General features: G+C 65.5%; 21 protein-coding genes and 1 tRNA gene. 12 read left to right on the forward strand and 10 right to left on the reverse strand.

Annotated features, from left to right (window positions below; all coding sequences use genetic code 11):
* Nucleotides 1-97 precede the first annotated feature (97 nt).
* The 4 genes from TSH64_RS15835 to TSH64_RS15850 all read right to left on the reverse strand — a co-directional run bounded on the left by TSH64_RS15835 (nt 98) and on the right by TSH64_RS15850 (nt 4,881).
* Nucleotides 98-1,327: an ABC transporter substrate-binding protein gene (locus TSH64_RS15835; protein ID WP_109446300.1), complete on the reverse strand. Its 1,230-nt coding sequence runs from the start codon at nt 1,325-1,327 to the stop codon at nt 98-100.
* Between the two features lie 224 nt (nt 1,328-1,551).
* Entirely contained in the window at nt 1,552-2,844 is a 1,293-nt protein-coding gene (locus tag TSH64_RS15840; protein ID WP_109446303.1) for a sodium:proton antiporter, read from the reverse strand.
* 244 nt (nt 2,845-3,088) lie between these two features.
* A complete protein-coding gene (locus tag TSH64_RS15845) occupies nt 3,089-3,562 on the reverse strand; it encodes a MarR family winged helix-turn-helix transcriptional regulator (protein WP_045580172.1) in 474 nt (157 codons plus the stop codon).
* 257 nt (nt 3,563-3,819) lie between these two features.
* Nucleotides 3,820-4,881 carry an enoyl-CoA hydratase/isomerase family protein gene (locus TSH64_RS15850; RefSeq protein ID WP_109446305.1) on the reverse strand — a complete coding sequence of 354 codons (1,062 nt, stop codon included), beginning with the start codon at nt 4,879-4,881 and terminating at the stop codon, nt 3,820-3,822.
* 307 nt (nt 4,882-5,188) lie between these two features.
* On the opposite strand from TSH64_RS15850, the gene TSH64_RS15855 reads away from it, so the two are divergent.
* From TSH64_RS15855 to TSH64_RS15875, 5 genes are all read left to right on the forward strand, one after another.
* Entirely contained in the window at nt 5,189-6,082 is an 894-nt protein-coding gene (locus TSH64_RS15855; protein ID WP_109446307.1) for a diacylglycerol kinase family protein, read from the forward strand.
* Nucleotides 6,083-6,101: 19 nt separating this feature from the next.
* Nucleotides 6,102-7,028 carry a metallophosphoesterase gene (locus tag TSH64_RS15860; RefSeq protein ID WP_109446309.1) on the forward strand — a complete coding sequence of 309 codons (927 nt, stop codon included), beginning with the start codon at nt 6,102-6,104 and terminating at the stop codon, nt 7,026-7,028.
* A gap of 116 nt (nt 7,029-7,144) precedes the next feature.
* Nucleotides 7,145-8,149 carry a porphobilinogen synthase gene (hemB, locus tag TSH64_RS15865; RefSeq protein ID WP_109446311.1) on the forward strand — a complete coding sequence of 335 codons (1,005 nt, stop codon included), beginning with the start codon at nt 7,145-7,147 and terminating at the stop codon, nt 8,147-8,149.
* A gap of 90 nt (nt 8,150-8,239) precedes the next feature.
* Nucleotides 8,240-8,797: a YbhB/YbcL family Raf kinase inhibitor-like protein gene (locus tag TSH64_RS15870; protein WP_109446313.1), complete on the forward strand. Its 558-nt coding sequence runs from the start codon at nt 8,240-8,242 to the stop codon at nt 8,795-8,797.
* Nucleotides 8,798-8,848: 51 nt separating this feature from the next.
* Nucleotides 8,849-9,709 carry a helix-turn-helix transcriptional regulator gene (locus TSH64_RS15875; RefSeq protein WP_109446315.1) on the forward strand — a complete coding sequence of 287 codons (861 nt, stop codon included), beginning with the start codon at nt 8,849-8,851 and terminating at the stop codon, nt 9,707-9,709.
* On the opposite strand, the gene TSH64_RS15880 is transcribed toward TSH64_RS15875, so the two are convergent.
* Nucleotides 9,681-10,331 (reverse strand): TetR/AcrR family transcriptional regulator, encoded by a 651-nt coding sequence (locus TSH64_RS15880; RefSeq protein WP_109446317.1) that lies wholly within the window; start codon nt 10,329-10,331, stop codon nt 9,681-9,683. The two genes, TSH64_RS15875 and TSH64_RS15880, sit on opposite strands and share 29 nt — an antisense overlap.
* 95 nt (nt 10,332-10,426) lie before the next feature.
* On the opposite strand from TSH64_RS15880, the gene TSH64_RS15885 reads away from it, so the two are divergent.
* Entirely contained in the window at nt 10,427-11,410 is a 984-nt protein-coding gene (locus tag TSH64_RS15885) for an aldo/keto reductase (RefSeq protein WP_109446319.1), read from the forward strand.
* A 50-nt stretch (nt 11,411-11,460) separates the two neighbouring features.
* Here the strand turns inward: TSH64_RS15885 and TSH64_RS15890 are convergent, their stop codons facing one another.
* The 3 genes from TSH64_RS15890 to dapA are packed head-to-tail and all read right to left on the reverse strand — an operon-like array spanning nt 11,461 to nt 13,867.
* Nucleotides 11,461-12,483: a methyltransferase gene (locus TSH64_RS15890; RefSeq protein WP_109446321.1), complete on the reverse strand. Its 1,023-nt coding sequence runs from the start codon at nt 12,481-12,483 to the stop codon at nt 11,461-11,463.
* A 4-nt stretch (nt 12,484-12,487) separates the two neighbouring features.
* On the reverse strand, nt 12,488-12,961 hold the full coding sequence (gene smpB / locus TSH64_RS15895; RefSeq protein WP_042704640.1) for an SsrA-binding protein SmpB: 474 nt from the start codon (nt 12,959-12,961) through the stop codon (nt 12,488-12,490).
* A 30-nt stretch (nt 12,962-12,991) separates the two neighbouring features.
* Complete coding sequence (gene dapA / locus TSH64_RS15900; protein ID WP_109446323.1) at nt 12,992-13,867, reverse strand: 4-hydroxy-tetrahydrodipicolinate synthase; 876 nt, start codon at nt 13,865-13,867, stop codon at nt 12,992-12,994.
* A gap of 36 nt (nt 13,868-13,903) precedes the next feature.
* On the opposite strand from dapA, the gene TSH64_RS15905 reads away from it, so the two are divergent.
* Nucleotides 13,904-15,889: a lytic transglycosylase domain-containing protein gene (locus TSH64_RS15905; RefSeq protein WP_247872969.1), complete on the forward strand. Its 1,986-nt coding sequence runs from the start codon at nt 13,904-13,906 to the stop codon at nt 15,887-15,889.
* 65 nt (nt 15,890-15,954) lie between these two features.
* Here the strand turns inward: TSH64_RS15905 and TSH64_RS15910 are convergent, their stop codons facing one another.
* A complete protein-coding gene (locus TSH64_RS15910) occupies nt 15,955-16,143 on the reverse strand; it encodes a hypothetical protein (protein WP_014247578.1) in 189 nt (62 codons plus the stop codon).
* Between the two features lie 51 nt (nt 16,144-16,194).
* On the reverse strand, nt 16,195-16,380 hold the full coding sequence (locus TSH64_RS36395) for an entericidin A/B family lipoprotein (RefSeq protein WP_098739779.1): 186 nt from the start codon (nt 16,378-16,380) through the stop codon (nt 16,195-16,197).
* A gap of 304 nt (nt 16,381-16,684) precedes the next feature.
* Here TSH64_RS36395 and TSH64_RS15920 point away from each other — a divergent pair, with 304 nt between their 5' ends.
* From TSH64_RS15920 to TSH64_RS15940, 5 genes are all read left to right on the forward strand, one after another.
* Nucleotides 16,685-18,043 (forward strand): MATE family efflux transporter, encoded by a 1,359-nt coding sequence (locus tag TSH64_RS15920; protein ID WP_109446327.1) that lies wholly within the window; start codon nt 16,685-16,687, stop codon nt 18,041-18,043.
* 137 nt (nt 18,044-18,180) lie between these two features.
* Nucleotides 18,181-20,982, forward strand: coding sequence for a DNA gyrase subunit A (gyrA, locus tag TSH64_RS15925; protein ID WP_109446329.1), 2,802 nt, complete (start codon nt 18,181-18,183; stop codon nt 20,980-20,982).
* Between the two features lie 23 nt (nt 20,983-21,005).
* Nucleotides 21,006-21,584, forward strand: a complete 579-nt coding sequence (gene coaD, locus TSH64_RS15930) for a pantetheine-phosphate adenylyltransferase (RefSeq protein ID WP_109446331.1) — start codon at nt 21,006-21,008, stop codon at nt 21,582-21,584.
* A gap of 128 nt (nt 21,585-21,712) precedes the next feature.
* Nucleotides 21,713-21,788 (forward strand) — tRNA-Lys (locus TSH64_RS15935).
* A 208-nt stretch (nt 21,789-21,996) separates the two neighbouring features.
* On the forward strand, nt 21,997-22,966 hold a 970-nt coding region (locus TSH64_RS15940), incomplete at its 3' end, for an MCP four helix bundle domain-containing protein (protein WP_199237567.1).

Below are 22,966 nucleotides of genomic sequence, written 5' to 3' on the forward strand. Positions count from 1 at the left end.
GGCATCCCCGCCGAACCGGTCCCCCAGGACCGCCGCGGCGGGGATCCCGCTCCGTCACGTCATGGCTTTGTGCTGGCCGGCCATCAGTTCGGCACCGTCATTTCGGCAGCTTGCAGCCGCTCTCCTCGAGGCTTGCGAAGGCTTCCTTGCCGGGGATGGTGCGTAGGATCTGGTAATAGTCCCAAGCACCCTTCGATTCGGACGGCTTCTTCACGCGGGCCAGATACATATCGTGGACCATGCGGCCGTTCGGCAGGATGGTGCCGTTCTTGGCGAACATGTCGTTGACCGGCATCTCCTTCATCTTGGCGGCGACGGCCGGGCCGTCGTCGGTCCCTGCGGCCTCGATGGCTTTCAGATAATGACGGACGGCGGAATAGCTGCCGGCCTGCACCATCGTCGGCATCTTGCCGTAGCGGTCGAAGAACTTCTTGGACCAGGCGCGCGATTCGTCGTCGCGGTCCCAATAGAAGCCGGTGGTCAGCACCAGATCCTGGGCGACCTGAAGCCCCAGCGCGTGCACGTCGGACAGGAAGATCAGCAGGCCGGCAAGCTTCTGCTGGCCACCCTGCGTCAGGCCGAACTCCGACGCCTGCTTGATCGAGGTGATGGTGTCGCCGCCGGCATTGGCGAGGCCGACGATCTTGGCGCCCGACGCCTGCGCCTGGAGCAGGAAGGAGGAGAAGTCGGCGGAGTTCAGCGGCGCCTTCACCGAACCGACGACCTTGCCGCCTGCCTTCTTCACCTCGACCGAGGTGTCGGCCTCCAGCTGATGGCCGAAGGCATAGTCGGCTGTTATGAAGAACCAGCTGTCGCCGCCCTCCTTCACCATCGCCTGACCGGTGCCGACGGCCAGAGCGTGGGTGTCGTAGGGCCAGTGGAAGCCGGTGGGGGAACAGGCGTCGCCGGTCAGACGCGAAGTGGCCGGACCTTCCATCAGGAAGATCTTCTTCTTCTCCTTGGTCACTTCCTGTACGGCCAGTGCCACGCCGGAATTGGGCACGTCGACGATCACATCGACGCCGTCCTGGTCGATCCATTGGCGGGCGAGGTTGGCACCGATGTCCGGCTTGTTCTGGTGGTCGGCAGAGATGATCTCGATGGGCTTTCCGAGAATCTTGTTGCCGAACTCCTCCGCCGCCATGCGGGCGGCAATGACCGATCCCTCGCCGCCGAGGTCGGCATAGAGGCCCGAACGGTCATTCAGCACACCGATCTTGACCATGTCGCCGGACAGCTTGCCCTGCTGGGCCAAGGCAGGCCCGGTGGACGCGACACCGATCGTCAGGGCAGCAAGGGCGGCACCGGCCAGAAGACGTGCGATCATGCGTGAATTCCTCCCCCTCAGCGTTGCATTGCGCATAGTGCGGGCGCCCGTCCGGATTGGATCGCTCGGATCTTTTTGTCCGGCGGGTCCCGGACGGTCGTTCCGGCCTGTCCATTTGGTTTCATCGGAAACCGTCAGACCGTGCGCGCCGTCCATTCCCGTCCACTATGCAGGGGCATCGTCTTGTACGGAAAGCTGAATTTCAGCTTCACAAACAATTTTCATCAAGGGTCGGCCGAAACACCCGCTTTTTCCATTCGGCGGTGTATGGAGGCGTCCGCCGGCGGTTCGGCGGACCGCCGGCGGCGGTCGATCCGCTGCATGATCGGCGTCACCGTGGTGCCGTGAACGAGAATCGAGAGAAGCACGATCAACCCGGTGATCGCCCACAGCGCGTTCGGCACATCGAATTCCGCGGCGTTCAGCGCATAGGCGATGTAATAGATGCTGCCCATGCCGCGGATGCCGAAGAAACCGATGGCCAGCTTCTCGCCGACCGGCATCGCCACGCCTGTCAGCCCGACCACCCCTGCCACCGGACGCACCAGAAGCAGGATGACCACCGCCGCACCCACGGCGCTCCAGGACAGGGCGTCGATCAGGCCATGCGCAATCGTCCCGCCGAACAGCACCAGCATGATCATCATCATAAGTCGCTCGGTCTGCTCGACGAAGTCGTGCAGGCGCTCGTGATATTCACTGTTGCGCTCCGCGTCGCGCAGGGCGAGCGCGGCGACGAAGACGGCGACGAAACCGTATCCGCTGGCCAGCTCCGTCAGGCCATAGGCGATCAGCGTGATGCCGAGCGATACGAACCCGTCACCGGTCCGTGACAGGTTGGCCCGGTTCGGCACCCGAAAAGTGACATAGCCGAGGAACCGCCCGACCAGCCAACCGACACCGACTCCGGCAATCAGCTTCCAGACCACGTCCAGCAGCACCCAATGTTCCAGCAGGTTCCAGGGCGGGTTCCCGTTGAGCAGAGCCACCCCGATGGCGAGATGGACGAAGGGAAAGGCCAGACCGTCATTCAGCCCGGCTTCGGACGTCAGGCTGAACCGGATCTCGTCCTCCTCCCCCGATTTCGGCGGGCCAACCTGGATGTCGGAGGCGAGGACCGGATCGGTCGGCGCCAAAGCCGCCCCCAGCAGAATCGAGGCCGGGAGTGGAAAATCGAGCCAGTACCAGCCGATCAGGGCGATCATGAAAATCGACAAGGGCATGGTGATGCCCAGCAGGCGCCACGTGATGATCCAGCGCCGCCAACCGATGCGGCGGTCCAGCTTCAACCCCGCACCCATCAGGGAAATAATGACGATCAGTTCCGTCAGCCGCTCGGTCGCTTCCGGAAAGGCCAGCGGCTCGGGGTTTTCCAGTTCCAGCGTTCCGAAGACCAGAAAGCCCAAACCGACGCAGATGATCGGCAGGGAAAGCGGCAATTCCCTCAGGACCATCGGTAGCCACGCCACCAGCAGGATCAGGAATCCCAGCCCCACCAACATGACCGTGTAAGACATGCGCCGCCCATTGCCATGATCGCTCCGGCACGGCAAGAGGGCCGCGCCAAGGCCAATCCACGACAACGCATGAAGTCGCGAATGGGTTCAGCTCACACGCAAGAAGGCTTGCGGAATGGACGGTGAAGGTGCCGGCTCAATCGGTCTCGCTTCCCTGCCCCGACTGTAAGGCCGCAATGGGAAGCTTGAACCCGATGCCGCCCGCGGGAGCCGGAACCGCGGGGGCCGTCGCAAAATCGGCCGGTCAGGCCGCCGAGGTCATCGGAAAGCCGCTGTAGTCGAGCGAGGCCGACCAGAAACGTTCCAGCTTGCGCAGGGTCTCGTTCGCCTTGGTCAGTTCCTCGTCGCTGAAGCCGGCCTTTTCCAGGGCGGTCAGATGACGTTCAAACATGACGCTGATCTTCTCGCGCAGATCCAGGCCCTTCTCCGACAGGCGGACACGGACCGAACGGCGGTCGTGCGGGGAGCGTTCCTGGCCGAGATAGCCGTTCTCGACCATCTTCTTGACGTTATAGGAGACGTTGGAGCCCAGATAGTAACCGCGCGCGGTCAGTTCGCCGACCGTCATCTCGTCTTCGCCGATGTTGTACAGGATCAGGCTCTGGACGTTGTTGATGTCCTGGATGCCGAGCCTGTCCAACTCAGTCTTGAGCACTTCAAGAAAGTGGCGGTGAAGCCGCTCGATCAACAGAATGCTCTCATAATAAGGTTTGCGCACCGCGGTCTCCTTTGGCTCTAACCGGCCGTTCCCCGCGCAAGGACGATACCGGGACCTTAAGGCGAGATTAACCGATCATTCGTCGGCAATCATCTTAATAATTCCAGAAAAAGTCTGGCACAACCCGTCTGTACAGGCCCCTTTCGCAGGGTGCCCCCGGCGAAAGGCTTTCTACCGGGCGGCAGGTCCCGCATAAGCAAAAAGGGGAAGACCACGCAATCGGTGCGTGACCTTCATCCCTTCGACATCGCCTATGGTCAGTCCCGGAACACGAGATCGCCGCCAGACGGTTCGGCGAAGTGACGCTCGACATCCGACGGACCGACATCGGCCAGTTCGGCCGGCTTCCATTTCGGGTTCTTGTCCTTGTCGACCAGGACGGCGCGGATGCCCTCATAGAAATCGTCGCCGGCCAAGCAGGCGAGGCTGAGGCGCAGTTCCTGCACCATGCAGCCTTCAAAATCCAATTTGGCGCCCCGGCGCAGGGCAGCCAGCGTCACCTTCAGGCTGGTCGGCGACACCCGGCGCAGGATGGCGATCTGACCGGCCGCCCACTCGGTTCCCTCGGCTTCCAGCGCCTTGACGATGGCTTCGACGCTGTCGAAGGCGTAGCAGCGGTCGACCGCCGCGCGGATGCCGCTCACCGCCGCATCGCCCGCTTCGCCCCGGTGGGCGGCGACGGCTTCGTCGGCAGGGACTCCTGCCGCCAGATCGTCGATCAGCGCGTCGATCCGGGCGCTCGGCACGAAGGCGTCGGCGGCACCGATGGCAAGCAGGTCGGCCGCCTTCAGACGGTCGCCGGTCAGCCCCAGCCAGATGCCGACCTGCCCCGGCAGGCGCGGCAGGAAATAGGTGCCGCCGACGTCGGGATAGAGGCCGATGCCGGTCTCCGGCATGGCGAACAGGGTGCGCTCGGTGACGATGCGGTGGGTGCCGTGCACCGACAGTCCGACGCCGCCGCCCATCGAGATGCCGTCGATCAGCGCGACATAGGGCTTGGACAGGCGCTTGATCAGCCGGTTCAGCACATATTCCTCGCTGAAGAAGGCGCGGACCGGCCCGGTGTCGCCACGCCCCTCCCTGGCGGCCTTGCCAGCCTCATACAGGCTGACGACGTCGCCGCCGGCGCAGAATGCCTTTTCGCCGGCACCGCGAATCACGACGGCCTTGACCTCCGGATCGGCGTTCCAGGCCCGCAACTGCGGATCGAACAGCCTGATCATGCCCAGCGTCAGCGCGTTCATCGCCTTGGGCCGGTTGAGCGTGACGAGGCCGATGGCGCCCCGACGTTCGAACAGAATCTCAGCAGCGTCGCTCATCGTCTTGTATTTTCTCAATTATCGTTGCGAATCGGGCGGTGGCGGGCCTCCTGCGCCATCCCTGCCGTGCATCCTTTTGCGCGTCAGGACGGCAGCGTTGGCCAACAGCGATGATACGGGAGCGGGCGGCGCTGTCAAACCCACCATACGGATCCGGATGTTCGCCCGTGACGGTCCGGCACAGCCAATCAGGAACATCACCCCTCTTGGACCGTTGCGCTCACGCTCTCATCTGAAGACGAGACACCATTCGACTTCTCAGGGAAGGTCAGATGCCGATGCCGCTCAACAGCCTGCCGGGTGCGCCATGAAGATCGGAATCGTCCTGAACCGGCAGGCGGGCTCACTGGTCGATCGGCCCATAGACCGCGCCGAGGCGGCGATCCGCACGGCGTTCGAACGGCATGGTGCGACCGTAGACCTCCATACCGTCGACGGCGCGCAATGCACCGATACGATCCAACGGGTGCTGGACTCCGATGCCGAGGCCGTTGTGGTCGGCGGCGGAGACGGCACGCTGCACAGCGCGGCGAAGCTGGCACTCCCGAAGGGCAAGACGCTGGGCGTGATTCCGCTGGGCACTCTCAATCTATTGGCTCGTGATCTTCATGTTCCGCTGGAACTGGAGGATGCGGCGGAGGCACTGGCCGCGGGGCGGGTCCGCGCCATCGACATCGCCGAGGTGAATGGGGAGCCCTACCTCAACAGTTCGGTTCTGGGCTTCTATCCGCAGGTGGTCCAGGAACGTGAGCGCCAGCGCAAGCAGCACCGGCTGCTGAAATGGCCCGGTGCCGCCGTGGCCCTGGCGAAGACGCTGTACCGCCTTCCGATGCTGGATGTGCGGCTGGACTGGGGCGAGGGTCCGCGGCGGATGCGCACGCCGATTCTGGTGGTTTCCAACAATGTCTATGATGACGGGTTCGGGCTGGTCCTCTCCCGCCAGGCGCTCGATGCCGGAAAACTCGGGGTTTATGTGGCCCGCGAACGGAACGCCTTTGCAATGTTGCGGTTGATGGGACGTCTGGTTGCGGGTTCGTGGAAGCAGGACGAAGGGCTGGAGACCTATGCGGTCACCAGCCTCACGGTCCACAGCCGCAGGCACCACCTGAAGATGGTCAACGATGGTGAGATCCGGAAACTGCACACCCCGCTGCATTATCGGATTCTCCCCGGCGCACTGAAGGTTCTGGCGCCCGGCTGAGAGAAAGGATGAGGATGGCGTGAAACGGCTCGCTCACATTTCCGACCTGCATTTCGGGCGGATCGATCCGCGCGTTGTCGATGGCCTGCTGGCCGACCTGACCATGCAGGCTCCCGACCTGATCGTCATTTCAGGCGACTTCGTCCAACGGGCCAAGCCGCGCCATTTCGAGGAGGCGCGGGCCTTCCTGCAGAAATTGCCGTTTCCCTACATGGCCGTACCGGGCAATCATGACATCCCGGTTTACAATGTGTTCAAGCGCTTCACCGACCCGTTCGGCCATTACCGGCGCTACATCACCAGCGACTTCAGTCCGCTGCACATCGACGACGAGATCGCGGTGCTGGGCATCAACACCGCCCGCCCCGTGATCATGGATTTTTCCGAAGGGAGGATGAACAAGCGGCAGATCGCGCGGGTCCGCGAGGTATTCTGCGGAATGCCGGACAGGATGTTCAAGGTGCTGTTCACCCACCATCCCTTCCTGCCGCCGCCCGACCTGCCCAAGACCCAGCTGGTCGGTCGCCACAAGCTGGCGCTGCCGGCGTTGGAAAGCTGCGGTGTCGACCTGCTGCTGGCCGGGCATCTGCACAAGGCCTATTCCGGCGACATCATGAGTTTTCACACCCAGGTCGCCCGGTCCATCCTGGTTGCGCAGGCCTCCACCGCCACCTCGACCCGTCTGCGGAACGAGGCGAACGCCTATAACCTGATCACCGTCGCCCATCCCAATGTGACGTTCGAGGTGCGGTCCTGGGAGGGCGCGGCCTTTACCGGCGGACTGGTGTCCAGTTACCGCAAGGAAGGCAATCGCTGGGCTCTACAGGCACAGGACACCGGTTTCCGCCCGGTCGGCGCCGACGATTCCGCCGTTGCCGATCCGATGGCGGCGCAATGGGAGTCGGTTGCCCGACAGGCAGGCGGCGAAGCCCATGGCGGGGCATGAACCCTGCGCAAGGCTCATGCCCGGTCCCCAGGGACTGGAACGGCCCCCGCGGCTTGAGTTCACTATGAGGGAAGGCGTAGGATCGCCGCACTCGTTCTAAGTGCGTGGTTCTCCCGATGCCGATCACCCTGCCCGCCGCCTTCCCGCGCACCCGACTGCGCCGCAACCGCGCCGATGCCTGGACCCGCCGTCTGGTCGCCGAAAACACGCTGACCGCCGACGACCTGATCTGGCCGGTCTTCGTGATCGAAGGCGAGAACCGGCGGGAGCCGGTCGCCTCAATGCCCGGCGTGGAGCGCCTGACCATCGACCTGCTGTGCGAGGCGGTGGTGGAAGCCGGTGCGCTGGGCATTCCCTGCATCGCGCTGTTTCCGGTCGTCGGTTCCGAGGGCAAGTCGGAGGATGCGGCGGAAGCCTACAATCCCGAGAATCTGATGAACCGCGCCATCCGCGCGGTGAAGGCCGCCGCCCCCGATGTCGGCATCCTGGGCGACGTGGCGCTGGACCCCTACACCACGCATGGGCATGACGGCCTCCTGCGCGACGGCTACATCCAGAATGACGAAACGGTCGAGGTTCTGATCCGTCAGGCCCTGTCGCAGGCCGAGGCCGGTGTCGACATCGTCGCCCCGTCCGACATGATGGACGGCCGCATCGGCGCCATCCGCGACACGCTGGATGCGGAGGGGTATCAACTGACCCGTGTCTGCTCCTACGCCGCCAAATACGCCTCCGCCTTCTATGGCCCGTTCCGCGACGCGGTGAATTCCGGCGGCTTCCTGAAGGGCGACAAGACCACCTACCAGATGGACTCCGCCAACACCGACGAGGCCCTGCGCGAGGTCGCCTGCGACCTGCAGGAGGGCGCGGACATGGTGATGGTGAAGCCGGGCCTGCCCTATCTCGACGTCATCCGGCGGGTAAAGGACCAGTTCGCGGTCCCGACCTTCGCCTACCACGTGTCGGGCGAATACGCGATGTTGCGCGCCGCGTCGGGCAACGGCTGGCTGAATTACGACAAGGCTCTGCTGGAAACGCTGATCGGCTTCAAGCGCGCCGGATGCGATGCCATCCTCACCTATGGCGCGGTGGATGCGGCAAGGCTGCTCAAGCAGGGCTGAGCAGCTCGGGACCGTCTTTGAGCCGTTCGGGGCCGCGGAGCGATCCGCGGCCCTTTATCGTCAGGGCATCCCGAACGACGGAGATGTCCGATGACCGCCGAATTTCCCGCCCGCATGGCTCTGCTGGCCGCCCTGCTGCTGGCCGCATCGCCCGCCGCGGCATTCGACCTGCACAGCCCCGATTTCACCGACAAGTCGCTGATCCCCGAGCGCAATGTCTTCGCCGGCTTCGGCTGTACCGGCGGCAACCAGTCGCCGGCCTTGAGCTGGACGGCGCCGCCGGCCGGCACGCGCAGCCTGGCCGTCACCATCTACGATCCGGATGCGCCGACCGGCAGTGGCTGGTGGCATTGGCTGGTGTTCAATCTGCCGCCCGACAGCCGTGGCCTGCCGGCCGGTGCCGGCGATGCTGCCAAGCCGAACCTGCCCGCCGGTGCCGTGCAGAGCCGCACCGACTTCGGCATCTCCGGCTACGGTGGTCCCTGCCCGCCGCAGGGCGACAAGCCGCACCGCTATATCGTCACCGTCCATGCGCTGAAGGTCGACAGCCTGCCCCTGCCCGCCGACGCATCGGGCGCCATGATCGGCTTCAACCTGAACGCCGCCAGTTTGGGCAAGGCGACGCTGACGGCCCGTTACGGCCGTTGATCGCCCAAGCCGACCGGCCCTAGACTCGGCCGAGGCCGAAGGATGAATGCCATGGGTCCCGATCTGCTCGCCCGCCTGTCCCGCTTCGCCGCCCGCGATCTCCGTCCCGGCGGCGGCGATCGGCCACACCGGCCGGAACTGTGGGCCTTCATCGCCCACGACCGTGAGCGTCTGGCCGAGGTGCAGATCGAGCGCACCGCCCTGATCGCGGTGCTGGAAGGCACCAAGGAACTGACCGACCAATCCGGCACAACCCGCCGCTTCCCGGCCGGCAGCGCCATGCTGCTGCCGCCGGGCTGGTCCGGGGCGGTGGTGAACGATCCCAGCTACGGCGGACGTTACCGTGCGCTGGTGCTGGAGTTCCGGGCGGAGATGGTCCGGCGCCTTCTGCGTACCCATGGCACGGACGGGCTGACGCAGCGCAGCCGGCCCGGCGATTGGCATGTCATCCTGACGCCATCCCTGACCGACGCCATCCACCATGCCGCCGCCGGTCTCACCGCCGACCCGCCACTCCCGCCCAAGCTGGCGGAGCATCGCTGCATGGAGGTGTTGCTGGCCTTGCTGGAGGATGGTGTCTGGTGGCTGGGACCGGTGGCGCCGACCGGGACCACCGACGCGGTGCGCCAGTTGCTGCGGACCCAGCCTGACATTCCCTGGACCGCGGAGCGTGTGGCCGGGGCGCTCAACCTCAGCACCGGCACGCTGCGCCGCCGCTTGAGCGATGAGGGGTGTTCGGTCCGCAGCATCCTGACGGAAGAACGGGTTGCCCATGCCCGCGACCTGCTGCAAAGCGAGGGACTGAGCGTGCAGGAAGCGGCGGAGGCCTGCGGTTATGCCAACCGCTCCCACTTCGCCCGCCGCATTAGGGAAGCGATGGGCGTCAATCCGTCGAACCTGCGGGGACGCTGATCGGCGCAGCACCGTAGGCGCGGATCAGGGCTGCGACCGAATCGGCGATCACCGTCTCCGGGTCGGCGGTGACCGGCAGGCCCAGCATGGTCGGCCAGAACAGAACCTCCTTCATGCCGCCCAGCAACTGGGTCGCCACCACATGCGGATCCGGCGCGTTCAATCGGCCGCGGGCATGCTGGGCGGCGATATAGTCGTCGAGCAGTGCATAGGCTTGGCTCTTGCCGCCCTCCAGATAGTCCTGCGACAGCTCGGGAAAGCGCTGGTGCTCGGCGATCACCAGGCGCAGGAGGCCACGCACCTCCGGCCGGCCGGTATGCACCAGCAGGGAGCGCAGGAAAGCCGGCAATGCCTTCTCCGGCGGTTGGTCGTGGCGCAGCAGGCTTTGTCCGTCCTCGCTGCGGAACCCCTCGTAGAGTTCCGATACAACGGCCTGGAACAGCTCCCGCTTGCCGGGAAAGTGGTTGTAAACGGTACGTTTCGACACATTGGCGTCGGCGGCGATGGCGTCCATCGACGAAGCCTCGTAGCCATGTGTGAGGAAAGCGCGTGTCGCCGCCTCCACCACCGCATCCCGTTTGACCGAACCGCGCGCGGCCCCCCCCGCCTGAGACGTTGACATTCCCCACCCTCAAAGTACACTGCACAGTGTAGTGTAGTTGTTGCCGCAGGCTTCCAGGGTAATCCGCCCGGCCGCGGCACGGGAGGGGTAAAGCGATGAAACAGCGCAACATCGGTGGCATTCTCTCGGTTTCCGAAATCGGCCTCGGTTGCATGGGCATGTCGGAGTTTTATGGCCCGACCGACGATGCCCAGTCGCTCACCACGCTGGAACGGGCGTTGGAGCTTGGCGTCACCCACTACGACACCGCCGACATGTATGGCAGTGGACACAATGAAACGCTGCTCGCCCGTTTCCTGGCCGGCAAGCGCGACCGGGTGACGCTCGCCACCAAGTTCGGCATCGTCCGCCAGCCCGGCGAGTATGCCCGCCGGGTCGATACCAGCGCGGCCTATGTGGCCCAGGCCTGCGATGCTTCGCTGAAGCGGCTGGGGGTGGAGACCATCGACCTCTATTATGCGCACCGCATCAACCCGGACATTCCGGTGGAAGAGACGGTCGGAGCCATGGCCGATCTGGTCAACGCGGGCAAGGTCCGCGCGCTCGGCCTGTCGGAGGTGTCCGCGGCCACCCTGCGCCGCGCACACGCCGTCCATCCCATTGCCGCGGTGCAGAGCGAATATTCGCTGTGGACCCGCGATGTGGAGGCTGGGGTGCTGCCGACCTGCCGCGAGTTGGGCGTCTCGCTGGTCGCCTACGCACCGCTCGGCCGCGGCATGTTGACCGGTGCGGTCAGCAGTCCCGACCAGTTTGCCGAGAACGATTTCCGCCGCGTGGCACCGCGCTTTGCCGGAGACAATTTCGACCGCAATCTGGCGCTGGTCGAGCAGGTGAAGGCACTGGCGGCACAGAAGGGCTGCACCCCGGGACAAGTGGCGCTGGCATGGCTGCTGGCCCAGGGACCGGACATTTTGCCGATTCCAGGCACCAAGCGGATCAAGTATCTGGAGGAGAATGTCGGCGCCGCAGCGGTGACGCTGACCGTTGCGGAGGTCAAGGCGCTGAGCGATGCGCTGCCTCCGGGAGTGGCGGCAGGGGCCCGCTATACAGCTGAAGGGATGCGCGGAGTGAATGTGTAGGACGCGATGACGGAAGATGGGAGGAGGCATCGTCTGCCGCCTCCCAAATCCTACTTCGGCGTTCCCGACCACACTTGGAACTGTGTGGTCTCCATCAACATGTCGCTGTGGCCGAACGCCGCCTTGAACAGCTTGCCGACGCCGGCAGTCCGTTGCGTCACCGCCACCAGGGTGCCGCGCAGCTTCAGATACTGCTTCGTCCCCGCCACCAGCGCGTCGAGCATGCCGAAATCCTCGTCCTTGCCGCGGTGGAGCGGCGGGTTGGACAGGATCAGGCCGAAACGTTCGCGGGTGCCCAGCCCGGCCAAGCCGTCGCTCAGCACCAGTTCGGCGTCCGGCACATTCTGACGGGCGGCGTGCAGGGCTACCGCGTCGATGTCCAGCAGGGTCAGCGGCGCGTCAGGCTGCTGCTCACGCACGGCCCGCGCGATCACCCCGGCGCCGCAGCCGAAATCCAGCACGCGGGTGCCGGCCGCCACCTCCGGCAGCACCTTCAGCAGGCATTCGGTGCCGGCATCCAGATGGCCGTGGGCGAACAGGCCCGGATAGGACACCAGCTCCAGCGTCCGGTCGGGCAGAGTGAGGGTGACGGTCTGCCGCCAATCCTCCAGGGCCCCTTTGGCCGGTGCATCGGTGCGCCGGGTCAGCAGCAGCCGGGCGCGCCGCTTGATGATCAGCGTTTCCGGCTCTTCCGCCAGCCCGTCCAGATGCTTCGCGGCACTGGTCACGCCTTCGTCGTTGCCGCCGGCGATCCACAGCGGGGCACCGGGGGCAAGGCGGGAGGCGAGCGCATGAAGCGCCATCTCGAATCCGGCCCAGCCGCGCGGCAGGCGCAGCACGGCGCCGTCGAACGGCCCCTCCGCCGGCCAGGGCGTGGCAGCCTGCCCGCCTGTGGCGAGACGGTTCCACACCACCACGTCCGCACCGCCATCACGGAGTGCGTCGGCGATGGCGCCGTCACTGTCGAAGGCGACGAGAATCCGGCCCTGCGGCCGGATTTCGGACAGGGCTTCGGCGGCCACGGCGGCGACGGTGGAGTCGCGGTCCGTGGCCCGATTGTCGAGGCGTGCCACCGTATCAACCCTTGTCGCGCATCAGCCGCGCCTTGTCGCGCTGCCAACTGCGTTCCTTCTCGCTCTCGCGCTTGTCATGTTTCTTCTTGCCGGTGGCGAGGCCGATCTCGACCTTGGCATAGCCGCGGTCGTTGAAATAGACCGACATCGGCACCAGCGTGACGCCCTTCTGCTTGATCCCGGCCGCGAGCTTGTCCAGCTCGCGGCGACGGACCAGCAGCTTGCGCGGCCGCTTCGGCTCGTGCTGATCGATGCGGCCGGCCTGGAGATATTCGGGGATGTACGCGTTGAACAGGTACAGCTCCCCGCCCTTCAGACCGGCATAGGCCTCGTTCACACTGGCGCGGCCGCCGCGCAACGACTTCACCTCCGACCCGGTCAACATGATCCCGGCTTCGAGGACATCATCGATGAAGAAGTCGAACCGCGCGCGGCGGTTCTGCGCCGCATATTTTTTTGCTTCCTCGCGCGTCGCCAAATCTCTCTCCTATACGGCCTGTTCCGTCACTCAGGACAACAGGCCGGCTTTGGTCATGGCTCCACGCACGGCGGTACGGGCGGCTTCGGTCGCCGGAACCAGCGGCAGGCGCACCTCGTCGCTGCCCAGGCCGAGCAGGCTGGCGGCGAACTTGACCGGCGCCGGGCTGGTCTCGACGAACATCGAATCGTGGACCGGCGACAGCACGTCGCGCAGGCGGAAGGCCTCCTTCAGGTCGCCCTTGGCCCAGGCGGTCTGCATGGCGGAGCACAGCGCGGGCGCGATGTTCGCGGTGACGGAGATGCACCCCACCCCACCCTGCGCGTTGAAGGCCAGAGCCGTGGCATCTTCGCCCGACAGCTGGATGAAGTCGGGACCGACCTCCTGCAGCAGGCGGGACGGGCGGGACAGATCGGCGGTCGCGTCCTTCACACCGACGATGTTGGGCAGCTTTGCAAGCCGCGCCATCGTCGCCACAGACATATCCACGACACTGCGGCCCGGAATGTTGTAAATGAAGATCGGCAAATCCGCCGCGTCATGGATCGCCTTGAAATGCTGGTACAGACCCTCTTGAGACGGCTTGTTGTAGTAGGGCGTGACCACGAGCGCCGCCTGCGCGCCAGCCTGCTTGGCATGGCGGGTCAGGGCGATGGCTTCGTCGGTCGAGTTGGAACCGGTTCCGGCCATCACCGGAACCTTGCCGCCGGCCGCCTCGATGCACAGCTCAACGACGCGGTTGTGTTCTTCATGGGACAGGGTCGGCGACTCGCCGGTGGTGCCGCAGGGCACAAGACCGTGCGTGCCCTGCGCGACCTGCCACTCCACGAAGGACTGGAAGGCCTTCTCGTCCACTTTCCCGCCCTTGAACGGAGTCAGAAGGGCGACGATGGAACCGTGGAACATGGCTGCCTCCTCAGTCGGCTTAGCTGGAAAAAAGAGTTGCGCACATTATCCCTCCCCGCCGCCCTCGGCAAGAGCGCCCGGACCTCTGTTTTCGCGGGTCTCCTCACCCTTTTCGCGGCGCTTCCCGGCGCCCTTCCCGCCGCGGCGCTGAGCCCGCAGGACATCGCGATCTACCGCGAGGCCTTTAGGCTCGCGAATGACGAGCGTCTTTCGGAAGCGCTGGCCTCGGCGTCGAGCGCGCAAGACCCGTTACCGGCGAAGGTTCTGCGCTGGATCGCGCTCGCCAACCCGGGCGGCGGCAGCTTCACCGACATCGCCGCCTTCATCCGCGAGAACCCGGACTGGCCGAACATGGCAGCGCTGCGCCGTCAGGCGGAAATGGCGATGCCCGACATCCCGCCGGCCGACGTGGTGGAGTGGTTTCGCCAGAGCCCGCCGCAGACCAACGACGGCTTCGTCCGCTATGCCGACGCGCTGATCGCGACCGGCAGCGTGGAGCGTGCGACCACCCTGATCCGCAAGCAGTGGGCCGACGCCAACTTCACCGCGGACGAAGAGGCCACCTTCCTCTCCCATTACACGCCCTATCTGCGCCAGCAGGACCATAAGGCGCGCATCGACCGGCTGCTCTGGGCCAAGCAGGAAGCTCCGGTCCGCCGGATGCTGCCCTTCTTCGACGAGGCCTATGACGCGCTGATCGAAGCGCGCATTGCACTGGACGGCGACGCTGCCGGTGCCGAGGCCGCCCTGTCGCGCGTGCCGTCCAGCCTGCTGAACGATCCGGGCCTGATGTTCGACCGCGCCCGCTATCTGCGGCGCAAGGGCGACGATGCCGGCGCACTGAACATCATCGCCCAGGCCGGCACCGACATGGGCCGTCCGCAATCCTGGTGGTCGGAGCGGCATCTGCTGGCCCGTCGGGCCATGGAGCGCGGCGACTACAACCTCGCCTACCGGCTGGTCAGCGCCAACGGGATGAGCGAGGGCAGTTCCTTCGCCGATGCGGAGTTCCTGTCTGGCTTCCTGGCGCTCCGCTTCCTCGACAAGCCGTCGGAAGCCTTCACCCACTTCCACAAGCTGTACCGCTCCGTCACCGCGCCGATCAGCAAGGCGCGCGGCGCCTACTGGTGCGGCCGTGCCGCGGAGGCGCTGGGCCAGGCCGGGCCGGCGCGCGACTGGTACGCCAAGGCGGCGACCTACCCCACCACCTTCTACGGCCAGTTGGCCTTCCGCCATGTCTCCGGGGGTGCCGTAACCTTGCCGACGCCACCGACCGTGTCGAGCGCCGAGACGGCCGCCTTCAATAGGCGCGAGGTGGTGCGCGTTGCCCGCCTGCTGGCGGAGATCGGCGGCAATGCGTCCGATCAGGTGACCGGTTTCGTCCGCCGGCTGAGCCTGGACGCCAAGACGCCTGCCGATTACGTGCTCACCGCCCGGCTGGCCAGCGACGTCGGCCGGCGCGATCTGGCCGTTGCCGCCGCCAAGGACGCCGCCCAGAACGAGGTGTTCCTGGTCGAGGCCGGCTATCCGATGATCGATGCCCGTCCGGCCGCACCGGAACTGGCGCTGATCCACGGCATCATCCGGCAGGAAAGCACCTTCAACCCCACCATCGTCTCGTCCGCCGGTGCGCGCGGGTTGATGCAGCTGATGCCGACGACGGCGCAGCTGGTCGCGGGGAAGCTGGGGCTGAAGCACACCAACGCGCGGCTGACCTCCGACCCTGGCTACAACGTCACGCTGGGGTCGGCCTATCTGGCCGAGCTGATCGACCGCTTCAACGGATCGTGGGTGCTGGCCATCGCCGGCTACAACGCCGGTCCGAACCGGGTGCGCCAGTGGCTGCAGACCTATGGCGATCCCCGCACGGAGACCATCGACGTGGTCGATTGGATCGAACTGATTCCGATCTCCGAAACCCGCAACTATGTCCAGCGCGTGCTGGAGGCCGTGCAGGTCTATCGTGCCCGCCTGAACGGCGACCGGGCCGAGCCGAACCTGGACAAGGATCTGCGGCGGTAAGCAGTTCGGGTTGGGGAGGGAAACAGCGCCCCCTCCCCCGGACCTTTTACATCACAGCGACACCGTCATGCCGTCGTCGGGTTGGGCATGCCCGGCATCGGCTCGTCGGCCGGCGGAGGAACTTCCGGCAGGATGCCGGGGTTGTCGGGCACCGGATAGGGATCGGGCGTCGTCGGACGGTCGGGCTGCGGCGGGTTCGGGTTGGACGGCGGCGGAATCTCGCCGGGGGTGGACGGCTTCTGCGGTTCGCTCATACGGGAACTCCTTCGCAAGGGTGGTCCAGGGGGTGGCCCTGGGATAACGCGTCAGTCGACGGTCCGTTCAATCGCCCGGCCTCCGGCCTGGACGTCCTGCCCAGCGCCCTCGACCGTGTTGCAGCCGGTCAGCATGGCTGCCAGAGCCATAAGGAAAGTCAGGATCACCATTTCGCGCGCGGGGAACGGGATGGCGCGGGCGGTGGCGCGCTGCCGGCGGTTCTTGGCGTGCTGCATGGTGTCTCTCCGGTCTGGGGTGGGGCTGGGAGAAGGGGATGAGCGATTGCGATTGGGCGATGGCCGGGGCGTCGTTGGTCTCTGTTTCTGACAACGCAATGACAGCGGCTTGGTTCCGCACCCCACCTCGCCGCCATGCAGTGAATGCAACCGTCCTTTCGAGGCGACCGAAAACCTTGACGCGGTACGCCCACCGGGCAAGATGACCAGCTTTTGCGCAGTCTGCCCGCTTTCCGGTCAAGCCTTACGGTCCGGCGGCATGGCTCAGGCCGCGACACCATCCTCTTCCACCACAGGTTTCGTCATGAGCACCGCCACCCTGCCCGCCCCGGAGCCGTTGCGCGCGCGCCTTGCCGCCCACATCGGCGAACTGCTGCGGCTGGCGGCGCCGGTCATCGTTTCCCGCGCCGGACTGATGGTGATGATGGCGGTCGACACCGCCATCGTCGGCCGTTTCTCCGCCCAGGAACTGGCCTATTACGGGCTGGCCCACCTGCCCGGCAACATCATGGTCGGCACCGGGGTCGGGCTGCTGATGGGCACCGTGATGATCACCGCCCACGCCTTCGGCGCCGGCAGCGATGCAGACTGTGGGCGGGCATGGCGGCGGTCGGTCCCCTATGCACTGCTGCTGGGAGTGCTGTTCGCCCTGGTCTCGCTGCTGGGTGTTCCGCTCTTCCAGGCCGGCGGCCAGACCGCGGAGATGTCCGCCGGCGGCGCCCATGTGCTGGCGGTTCTGGGCCTCGGCGCGCCGGGCATGATGCTCTACATCACCACCGGATTCTTCCTGGAGGGCATCAAACGCCCATGGCCGGGCATGGTCGCCATGGTGATCGGCAACATCGTCAATGCGGCGCTGGCCTGGGTGCTGGTGTGGGGCCATGTCGGGCTGGAGCCGCTGGGCGCGGTCGGCTCCGCCTGGGCGACCACCATCGTGCGCTGGGCCATGGGGCTGGGGCTCGTCGCCTATGTCTGGTGGATGCGCGACCATGACCGCTGGCAGGTCCGCCGGCCGGTGTCCGACTGGTGGAGCGGAGCCGCGCGCCAGCGTCACCTCGGCTATGCCGCCGGGCTCAGCATCGGGGTGGAGAGCGGGGCTTTCGGTGGGCTCGGCCTGTTCGCCGGCATGATCTCCCCGCTGGCGCTCGGTGCCTACACGGTCGGGCTGAACCTGACCGCCCTGCCCTTCATGGCGGCGGTCGGACTTGCCTCGGCCACCGCGGTGCGGGTCGGCGTCGCCTATGGCCGCGGCGACCGCAGCGACATGGCGCTGGCCGGCTGGACCGGCCTCGGCGTCACCAGCGCCATCCTGGCCTGCGTCGGCATTCTCTATCGCAGCGTGCCCGACGCGCTGGGGGCCATCTACTCCAACGATCCGCAGTTGCTGGAAGCGGTGGTGCCGCTGATCTCCTTCACCGCCTGGATCCTGATCGCCGACGGTGGGCAGACAGTGATGGCGAACGCGCTGCGCGGCCGGCACGACGCCTGGATCCCGACGGCGCTGCACTTCTTCTCCTACGCGGTGGTGATGATTCCGGTGTCGGCCTTCCTGGTCTTCGGTCTCGGCCACGGTGCCCACGGGCTGTTCGAGGGAATCCTGATCGCCAGTCTGGTATCGGTCACCATCCTCTCGCTCCGATTCGCGTATCTGAGCCGGGGCTGAGCCGGCTTTTCAGCCCCGAATCGTTGTGTGCAATTGCGAGAGTTGCTATATTTCCTGGGCAAAACCTTCGGCCCGCAAGGCCAGTGACTGCCGCGGATTCGTCAAGCGGCGGCGCATACGAAGAATGAGTGTCCTGCTTGAGCAATACGCCCCTTCCTCCCGCCTCCGACATCGCGCCGATCAACATCGAAGACGAGATGCGGAAATCGTATCTCGACTACGCGATGAGCGTGATCGTGAGCCGTGCCCTGCCCGACGTCCGCGACGGGCTGAAGCCGGTGCACCGGCGCATCCTCTACGCGATGAAGGAGGGCGGGTACGACTCGACCAAGCCCTATAAGAAGTCGGCGCGCATCGTCGGCGACGTGATGGGTAAATACCACCCGCACGGCGACAGCGCGATCTACGACGCCATGGTCCGCATGGCGCAGGACTTCTCGATGCGCCTGCCGCTGATCGACGGCCAGGGCAATTTCGGTTCGATGGACGGCGATCCGCCGGCGGCGATGCGCTACACCGAGGCGCGTCTGGCCAAGGCGGCGGAAGCCCTGCTGGACGACATCGACAAGGACACCATCGACTTCCAGGCCAGCTACGACGATTCGGGCCGTGAGCCCACCGTAGTCCCGGCCCGCTTCCCCAACCTGCTGGTGAACGGCGCCGGCGGCATCGCCGTCGGCATGGCGACCAACATCCCGACCCACAATCTGGGTGAGGTGATCGACGCCTGCTGCGCCTACATCGACAATCCCGACGTCACGCTCGAAGAGCTGATGGAGCATGTGCCCGGCCCCGACTTCCCGACGGGCGGCCTGATCCTCGGCCGCTCGGGCAGCCGGGCGGCGCTGCAGACCGGGCGCGGCTCGATCATCCTGCGCGCCAAGACCCATTTCGAAGAGGTGCGCAAGGACCGCACCGCCATCGTCGCGACCGAGATCCCCTATCAGGTCAACAAGGCCAAGCTGATGGAGCGCATCGGCGAGGTCGTGAACGAAAAGATCATCGAGGGCATCGCCGACCTGCGCGACGAATCCGACCGCGACGGCGTCCGCGTGGTGGTCGAGCTGAAGCGCGACGCGGTACCAGACGTCGTGCTGGCGCAGCTGTTCCGCCACACCCAGCTCCAGACCTCCTTCGGCGTCAACATGCTGGCGCTGAACGGCGGACGTCCGGAGCTGATGCATCTGTTGCAGATCATCACCGCCTTCGTCCGCTTCCGTGAGCAGGTCATCACCCGCCGGACGGAGTTCCTGCTGGGCAAGGCCCGCGAGCGGGCGCACACCTTGGTCGGTCTGGCGGTTGCCGTCGCCAACCTGGATGCGATGATCGAGCTGATCCGCAGCGCCCCCGACCCGGTCTGGGCGCGCGAGGAGATGATGAACCGCGAGTGGCCGGTCCATGACGTCGGCCCGCTGATCGAACTGATCGACGAACCGGGCCGCGGCGTCAGCGAACAGGGCACCTACCGGCTGTCGGAAGTCCAGGCCCGCGCCATTCTCGACCTGCGCCTGCACCGCCTGACCGGGCTGGAGCGCGACAAGATCGGCGCCGAGCTGACCGACGTCACCGACCAGATCGCCGATTTCCTCGCCACGCTCGCCAACCGGCCGAAGCTGATGGGGATCCTGCGCGACGAACTGGTCGAGATGAAGGAGCGGTTCGGCACCCCGCGCCGCACCGAAATCCAGGATCTGGAATTCGAGGCCGACATCGAGGACCTGATCCAGCGCGAGGACATGGTCGTCACCGTCAGCCAGTCCGGCTATGTGAAGCGGGTACCGCTGTCGACCTATCGGGCGCAGAAGCGCGGCGGCAAGGGCCGTTCCGGCATGTCGATGAAGGCGGAAGATGCGGTCAGCGACCTGTTCGTCGCCAACACCCACACGCCGCTGCTGCTCTTCTCGAACCGCGGCATGGTCTACAAGCTGAAGGTCTACCGGCTGCCGCTGGGCAACCCGCAGGCGCGCGGCAAGGCCTTCGTCAACCTGCTGCCACTGATCGACGGCGAGACCATCACCACCGTCCTGCCGTTGCCGGAGGACGAGGCCGCCTGGTCCGACCTGCACGTCGTCTTCGCCACGTCGAAGGGCAACGTGCGCCGCAACCGTATGTCCGACTTCGCCAACATCCGCTCCAACGGCCTGATCGCCATGAAGCTGGAGGAAGAGGGCGAGCGGCTGATCGGTGTCCACACCTGTTCGGAAACCGACGACATCCTGCTGGCGACCCGCGGCGGCAAGTGCATCCGATTCCCGGTCGACGACGTGCGCGTCTTCGCCGGCCGCACCTCCACCGGCGTGCGCGGCATCAAGCTGGCCGACGGGGACGAGGTGGTGTCGCTGTCGATCCTGGCCCATGTCGACGCCACGCCCGAGGAACGCGCCGCCTTTTTCAAGATGAAGCGCGACGAAGGGCTGGAGATGGAGGGCGAGGCCGCTCCGGAAGCCGATGAGGTGCCGACCGACAGCGTCACCCTGTCGCAGGAGCGGTACGAGGATTTGAAACAAAAGGAACAGTATATTCTCACCGTCTCCGACCGCGGCTATGGCAAGCGCAGCTCGTCCTACGAGTATCGCACCGCCGGACGCGGGGGCCAGGGCATCTGGAACATGGAGATGGGCGAGCGTAACGGCTCCATCGTCGCCGCCTTCCCCGTCGAATCGAACCATCAGGTGATGATGGTCACCAACGGCGGCCAAGTGATCCGCATGCCGCTGCACGATGTGCGGGTGGCAGGCCGCAAGACGCTGGGCGTCACGCTGTTCCGCGTGGGGGCGGACGAGCGTGTGGTGTCCGTCGCCACCATCGCCGAGGAAGAAGGCGAGACTGGCGTGGGTGAGAACGGCGTCGGGGAGACTGGGGTCGAGGACGGCGGTGACGCCAACGGTTCGGTCGGGTCGGTCGGCGATGCTGGCGACGCTTCCGGGCCGAACGAATAACGGACGGGCCTAAAGGGGAACCCATGGCGACCAGCCAGACCGAGACCAGCAAGGCCGAGATCAGCAAGGGTCATCGAATCGGTGTCTATCCGGGCACCTTCGATCCGATCACCAACGGTCACATGGACATCATTCAGCGCGCCGCCCGACAGGTCGACCACCTGATCATCGGCGTCGCCCGGAATGCCGGCAAAGGGCCGCTCTATTCCACGGACGAGCGGGTCGCCATGGTTCGCGAGGATGTGGCCGCGCTGAATGCCGGCGGGGCCAGCATCGAGGTGCGGGCGTTCGACAATCTGCTGATGCATTTCGCCATCGAGATGAACGCCCGCGTCATCATCCGCGGCCTGCGCGCCGTCTCGGACTTCGAATATGAATTCCAGATGGCGGGCATGAATGCCCGGCTGAACCCGAAGGTCGAGACGATCTTCCTGATGTCGTCGGAGAAGCACCAGTTCATCTCCTCGCGCTTCGTCAAGGAGATCGGGCGCCTGGGCGGCGACATCCGCCACTTCGTATCTGCCCGTGTCGCCGAACGGCTGGCCGAACGCTTCGCTCTGGAGGCCGGCAACGGCACGGTTCCGACGACCAGCCAGACCTGAACCTTACGACCACGGGCTTGATGCAAAATCCTGCATTTTCCATCAAGCCCGTGGTTGACCTTTCAGGCGCGTCTTTCTATGGTGCGCCCACTTCCGGCGGGGGCCAGTTTCCCACCGCCGCGCTGGATGATCCGGTAGCTCAGTTGGTAGAGCACGTGACTTTTAATCATGTGGCCGTGGGTTCGAATCCCACCCGGATCACCATCCCTTGAAATTTTCATCATGCGCGATCACCGATTTCTCTCAAGCCACATAAACGTGGCATTTTGAGCCGCGCATCGGAAAAATTCGATCCCCCTTCCAGCGTTTCCCTTCATAGGCCATGAAAGGAAATCGATAAGGGTAAGCCCCAATTTAATCTCCTTGTGATTCTATTAAGACTCGCAATGATTAGAGATTAAAGGGTTCAGCCATGGATCGGTTGGTGAACGCATCTGTCCGGACGAAGGTGATTGCGGCCTTCTTGGTGCTCTTGATCGGCACCGCGCTGCTTGGTCTGTTTGCGATCAACCGCATGTCATCGGTGAATGACGAAGCGGCGGAGATACGCGACAATTGGTTGCCTTCGGTCGTCGCCGTCTCCGATCTCTATTCGACCTTCTATTCCTACCGGACCGGTGAAGGCGCCTTGATTGCGGTACAGGACGAGTCCGAGATCCGCAAGGAAGAGGAAAGCCTGGAAAAAGTCATCCGATTGATCGAACAAAAGCGCTCCGTGTATGAGAGCATGCTGACACCGGGCTGGGAAACCGAGACCTATCGAAAGCTTGTCGATTCGTTCAATCGGTATTTCACCATCAGTCGGGACAGGTTGCGCCCTCTTGCGCGCAAGAACGACACGGTTGCGATCTCCGGACTGTTTATCGGTGAGTCGCGGCAGGAATTCCGCACTGCCGTGGCGATTCTGGAAGAGCTGGTGAACTTCAACCGGGTCGAAGGAGTGAAGGCTGCGGACAACGGCGCCAAGATTTACGACGTCTCCCGCAACTGGATCATCGCTGCAATCCTCGTGGCGGCTATGACCGGCGTCGGTGCTGCCCTGCTGATCCTCACCGCGGTCGTGAAGCCGCTCCACACGCTGACCGGCACCATGGGCCGGTTGGCGAACCGGGAGATGACCACCGAGATCCCCGGAACGGCCCGCCAGGACGAGTTGGGCTCCATGGCCCGCGCGGTCCAGGTGTTCAAGGACAACATGATCGAGGCCGACCGCCTCGCTGCCGTCGAAGCCGCCGAACAGCAGGCCAAGATGCGTCGTGCCCAAGCCATCGAGCGGTTGCTCACCGGCTTTGAGAATTCGTCGACCACCGCTTTGCGCACCGTGGCAGCGGCCGCTTCCGAACTGGACGCCACCGCGCACAGCATGTCGGCGATGGCGCAGC

Origin of the sequence: Azospirillum sp. TSH64, assembly GCF_003116035.1 — a bacterium.
Lineage (GTDB): Bacteria > Pseudomonadota > Alphaproteobacteria > Azospirillales > Azospirillaceae > Azospirillum.

Bases quoted from the DNA above. Each gene is read 5' to 3' on its own strand.
- TSH64_RS15835 (WP_109446300.1), bottom strand. From the start codon at position 1,327: ATGATCGCACGTCTTCTGGCCGGTGCCGCCCTTGCTGCCCTGACGATC.
- TSH64_RS15840 (WP_109446303.1), bottom strand. From the start codon at position 2,844: ATGTCTTACACGGTCATGTTGGTGGGGCTGGGATTCCTGATCCTGCTG.
- TSH64_RS15850 (WP_109446305.1), bottom strand. From the start codon at position 4,881: ATGAGCGACGCTGCTGAGATTCTGTTCGAACGTCGGGGCGCCATCGGC.
- TSH64_RS15855 (WP_109446307.1), top strand. From the start codon at position 5,189: ATGAAGATCGGAATCGTCCTGAACCGGCAGGCGGGCTCACTGGTCGAT.
- hemB (WP_109446311.1), top strand. From the start codon at position 7,145: ATGCCGATCACCCTGCCCGCCGCCTTCCCGCGCACCCGACTGCGCCGC.
- TSH64_RS15870 (WP_109446313.1), top strand. From the start codon at position 8,240: ATGACCGCCGAATTTCCCGCCCGCATGGCTCTGCTGGCCGCCCTGCTG.
- TSH64_RS15875 (WP_109446315.1), top strand. From the start codon at position 8,849: ATGGGTCCCGATCTGCTCGCCCGCCTGTCCCGCTTCGCCGCCCGCGAT.
- TSH64_RS15880 (WP_109446317.1), bottom strand. From the start codon at position 10,331: ATGTCAACGTCTCAGGCGGGGGGGGCCGCGCGCGGTTCGGTCAAACGG.
- TSH64_RS15885 (WP_109446319.1), top strand. From the start codon at position 10,427: ATGAAACAGCGCAACATCGGTGGCATTCTCTCGGTTTCCGAAATCGGC.
- dapA (WP_109446323.1), bottom strand. From the start codon at position 13,867: ATGTTCCACGGTTCCATCGTCGCCCTTCTGACTCCGTTCAAGGGCGGG.
- TSH64_RS15910 (WP_014247578.1), bottom strand. From the start codon at position 16,143: ATGAGCGAACCGCAGAAGCCGTCCACCCCCGGCGAGATTCCGCCGCCG.
- TSH64_RS36395 (WP_098739779.1), bottom strand. From the start codon at position 16,380: ATGCAGCACGCCAAGAACCGCCGGCAGCGCGCCACCGCCCGCGCCATC.
- TSH64_RS15920 (WP_109446327.1), top strand. From the start codon at position 16,685: ATGAGCACCGCCACCCTGCCCGCCCCGGAGCCGTTGCGCGCGCGCCTT.
- coaD (WP_109446331.1), top strand. From the start codon at position 21,006: ATGGCGACCAGCCAGACCGAGACCAGCAAGGCCGAGATCAGCAAGGGT.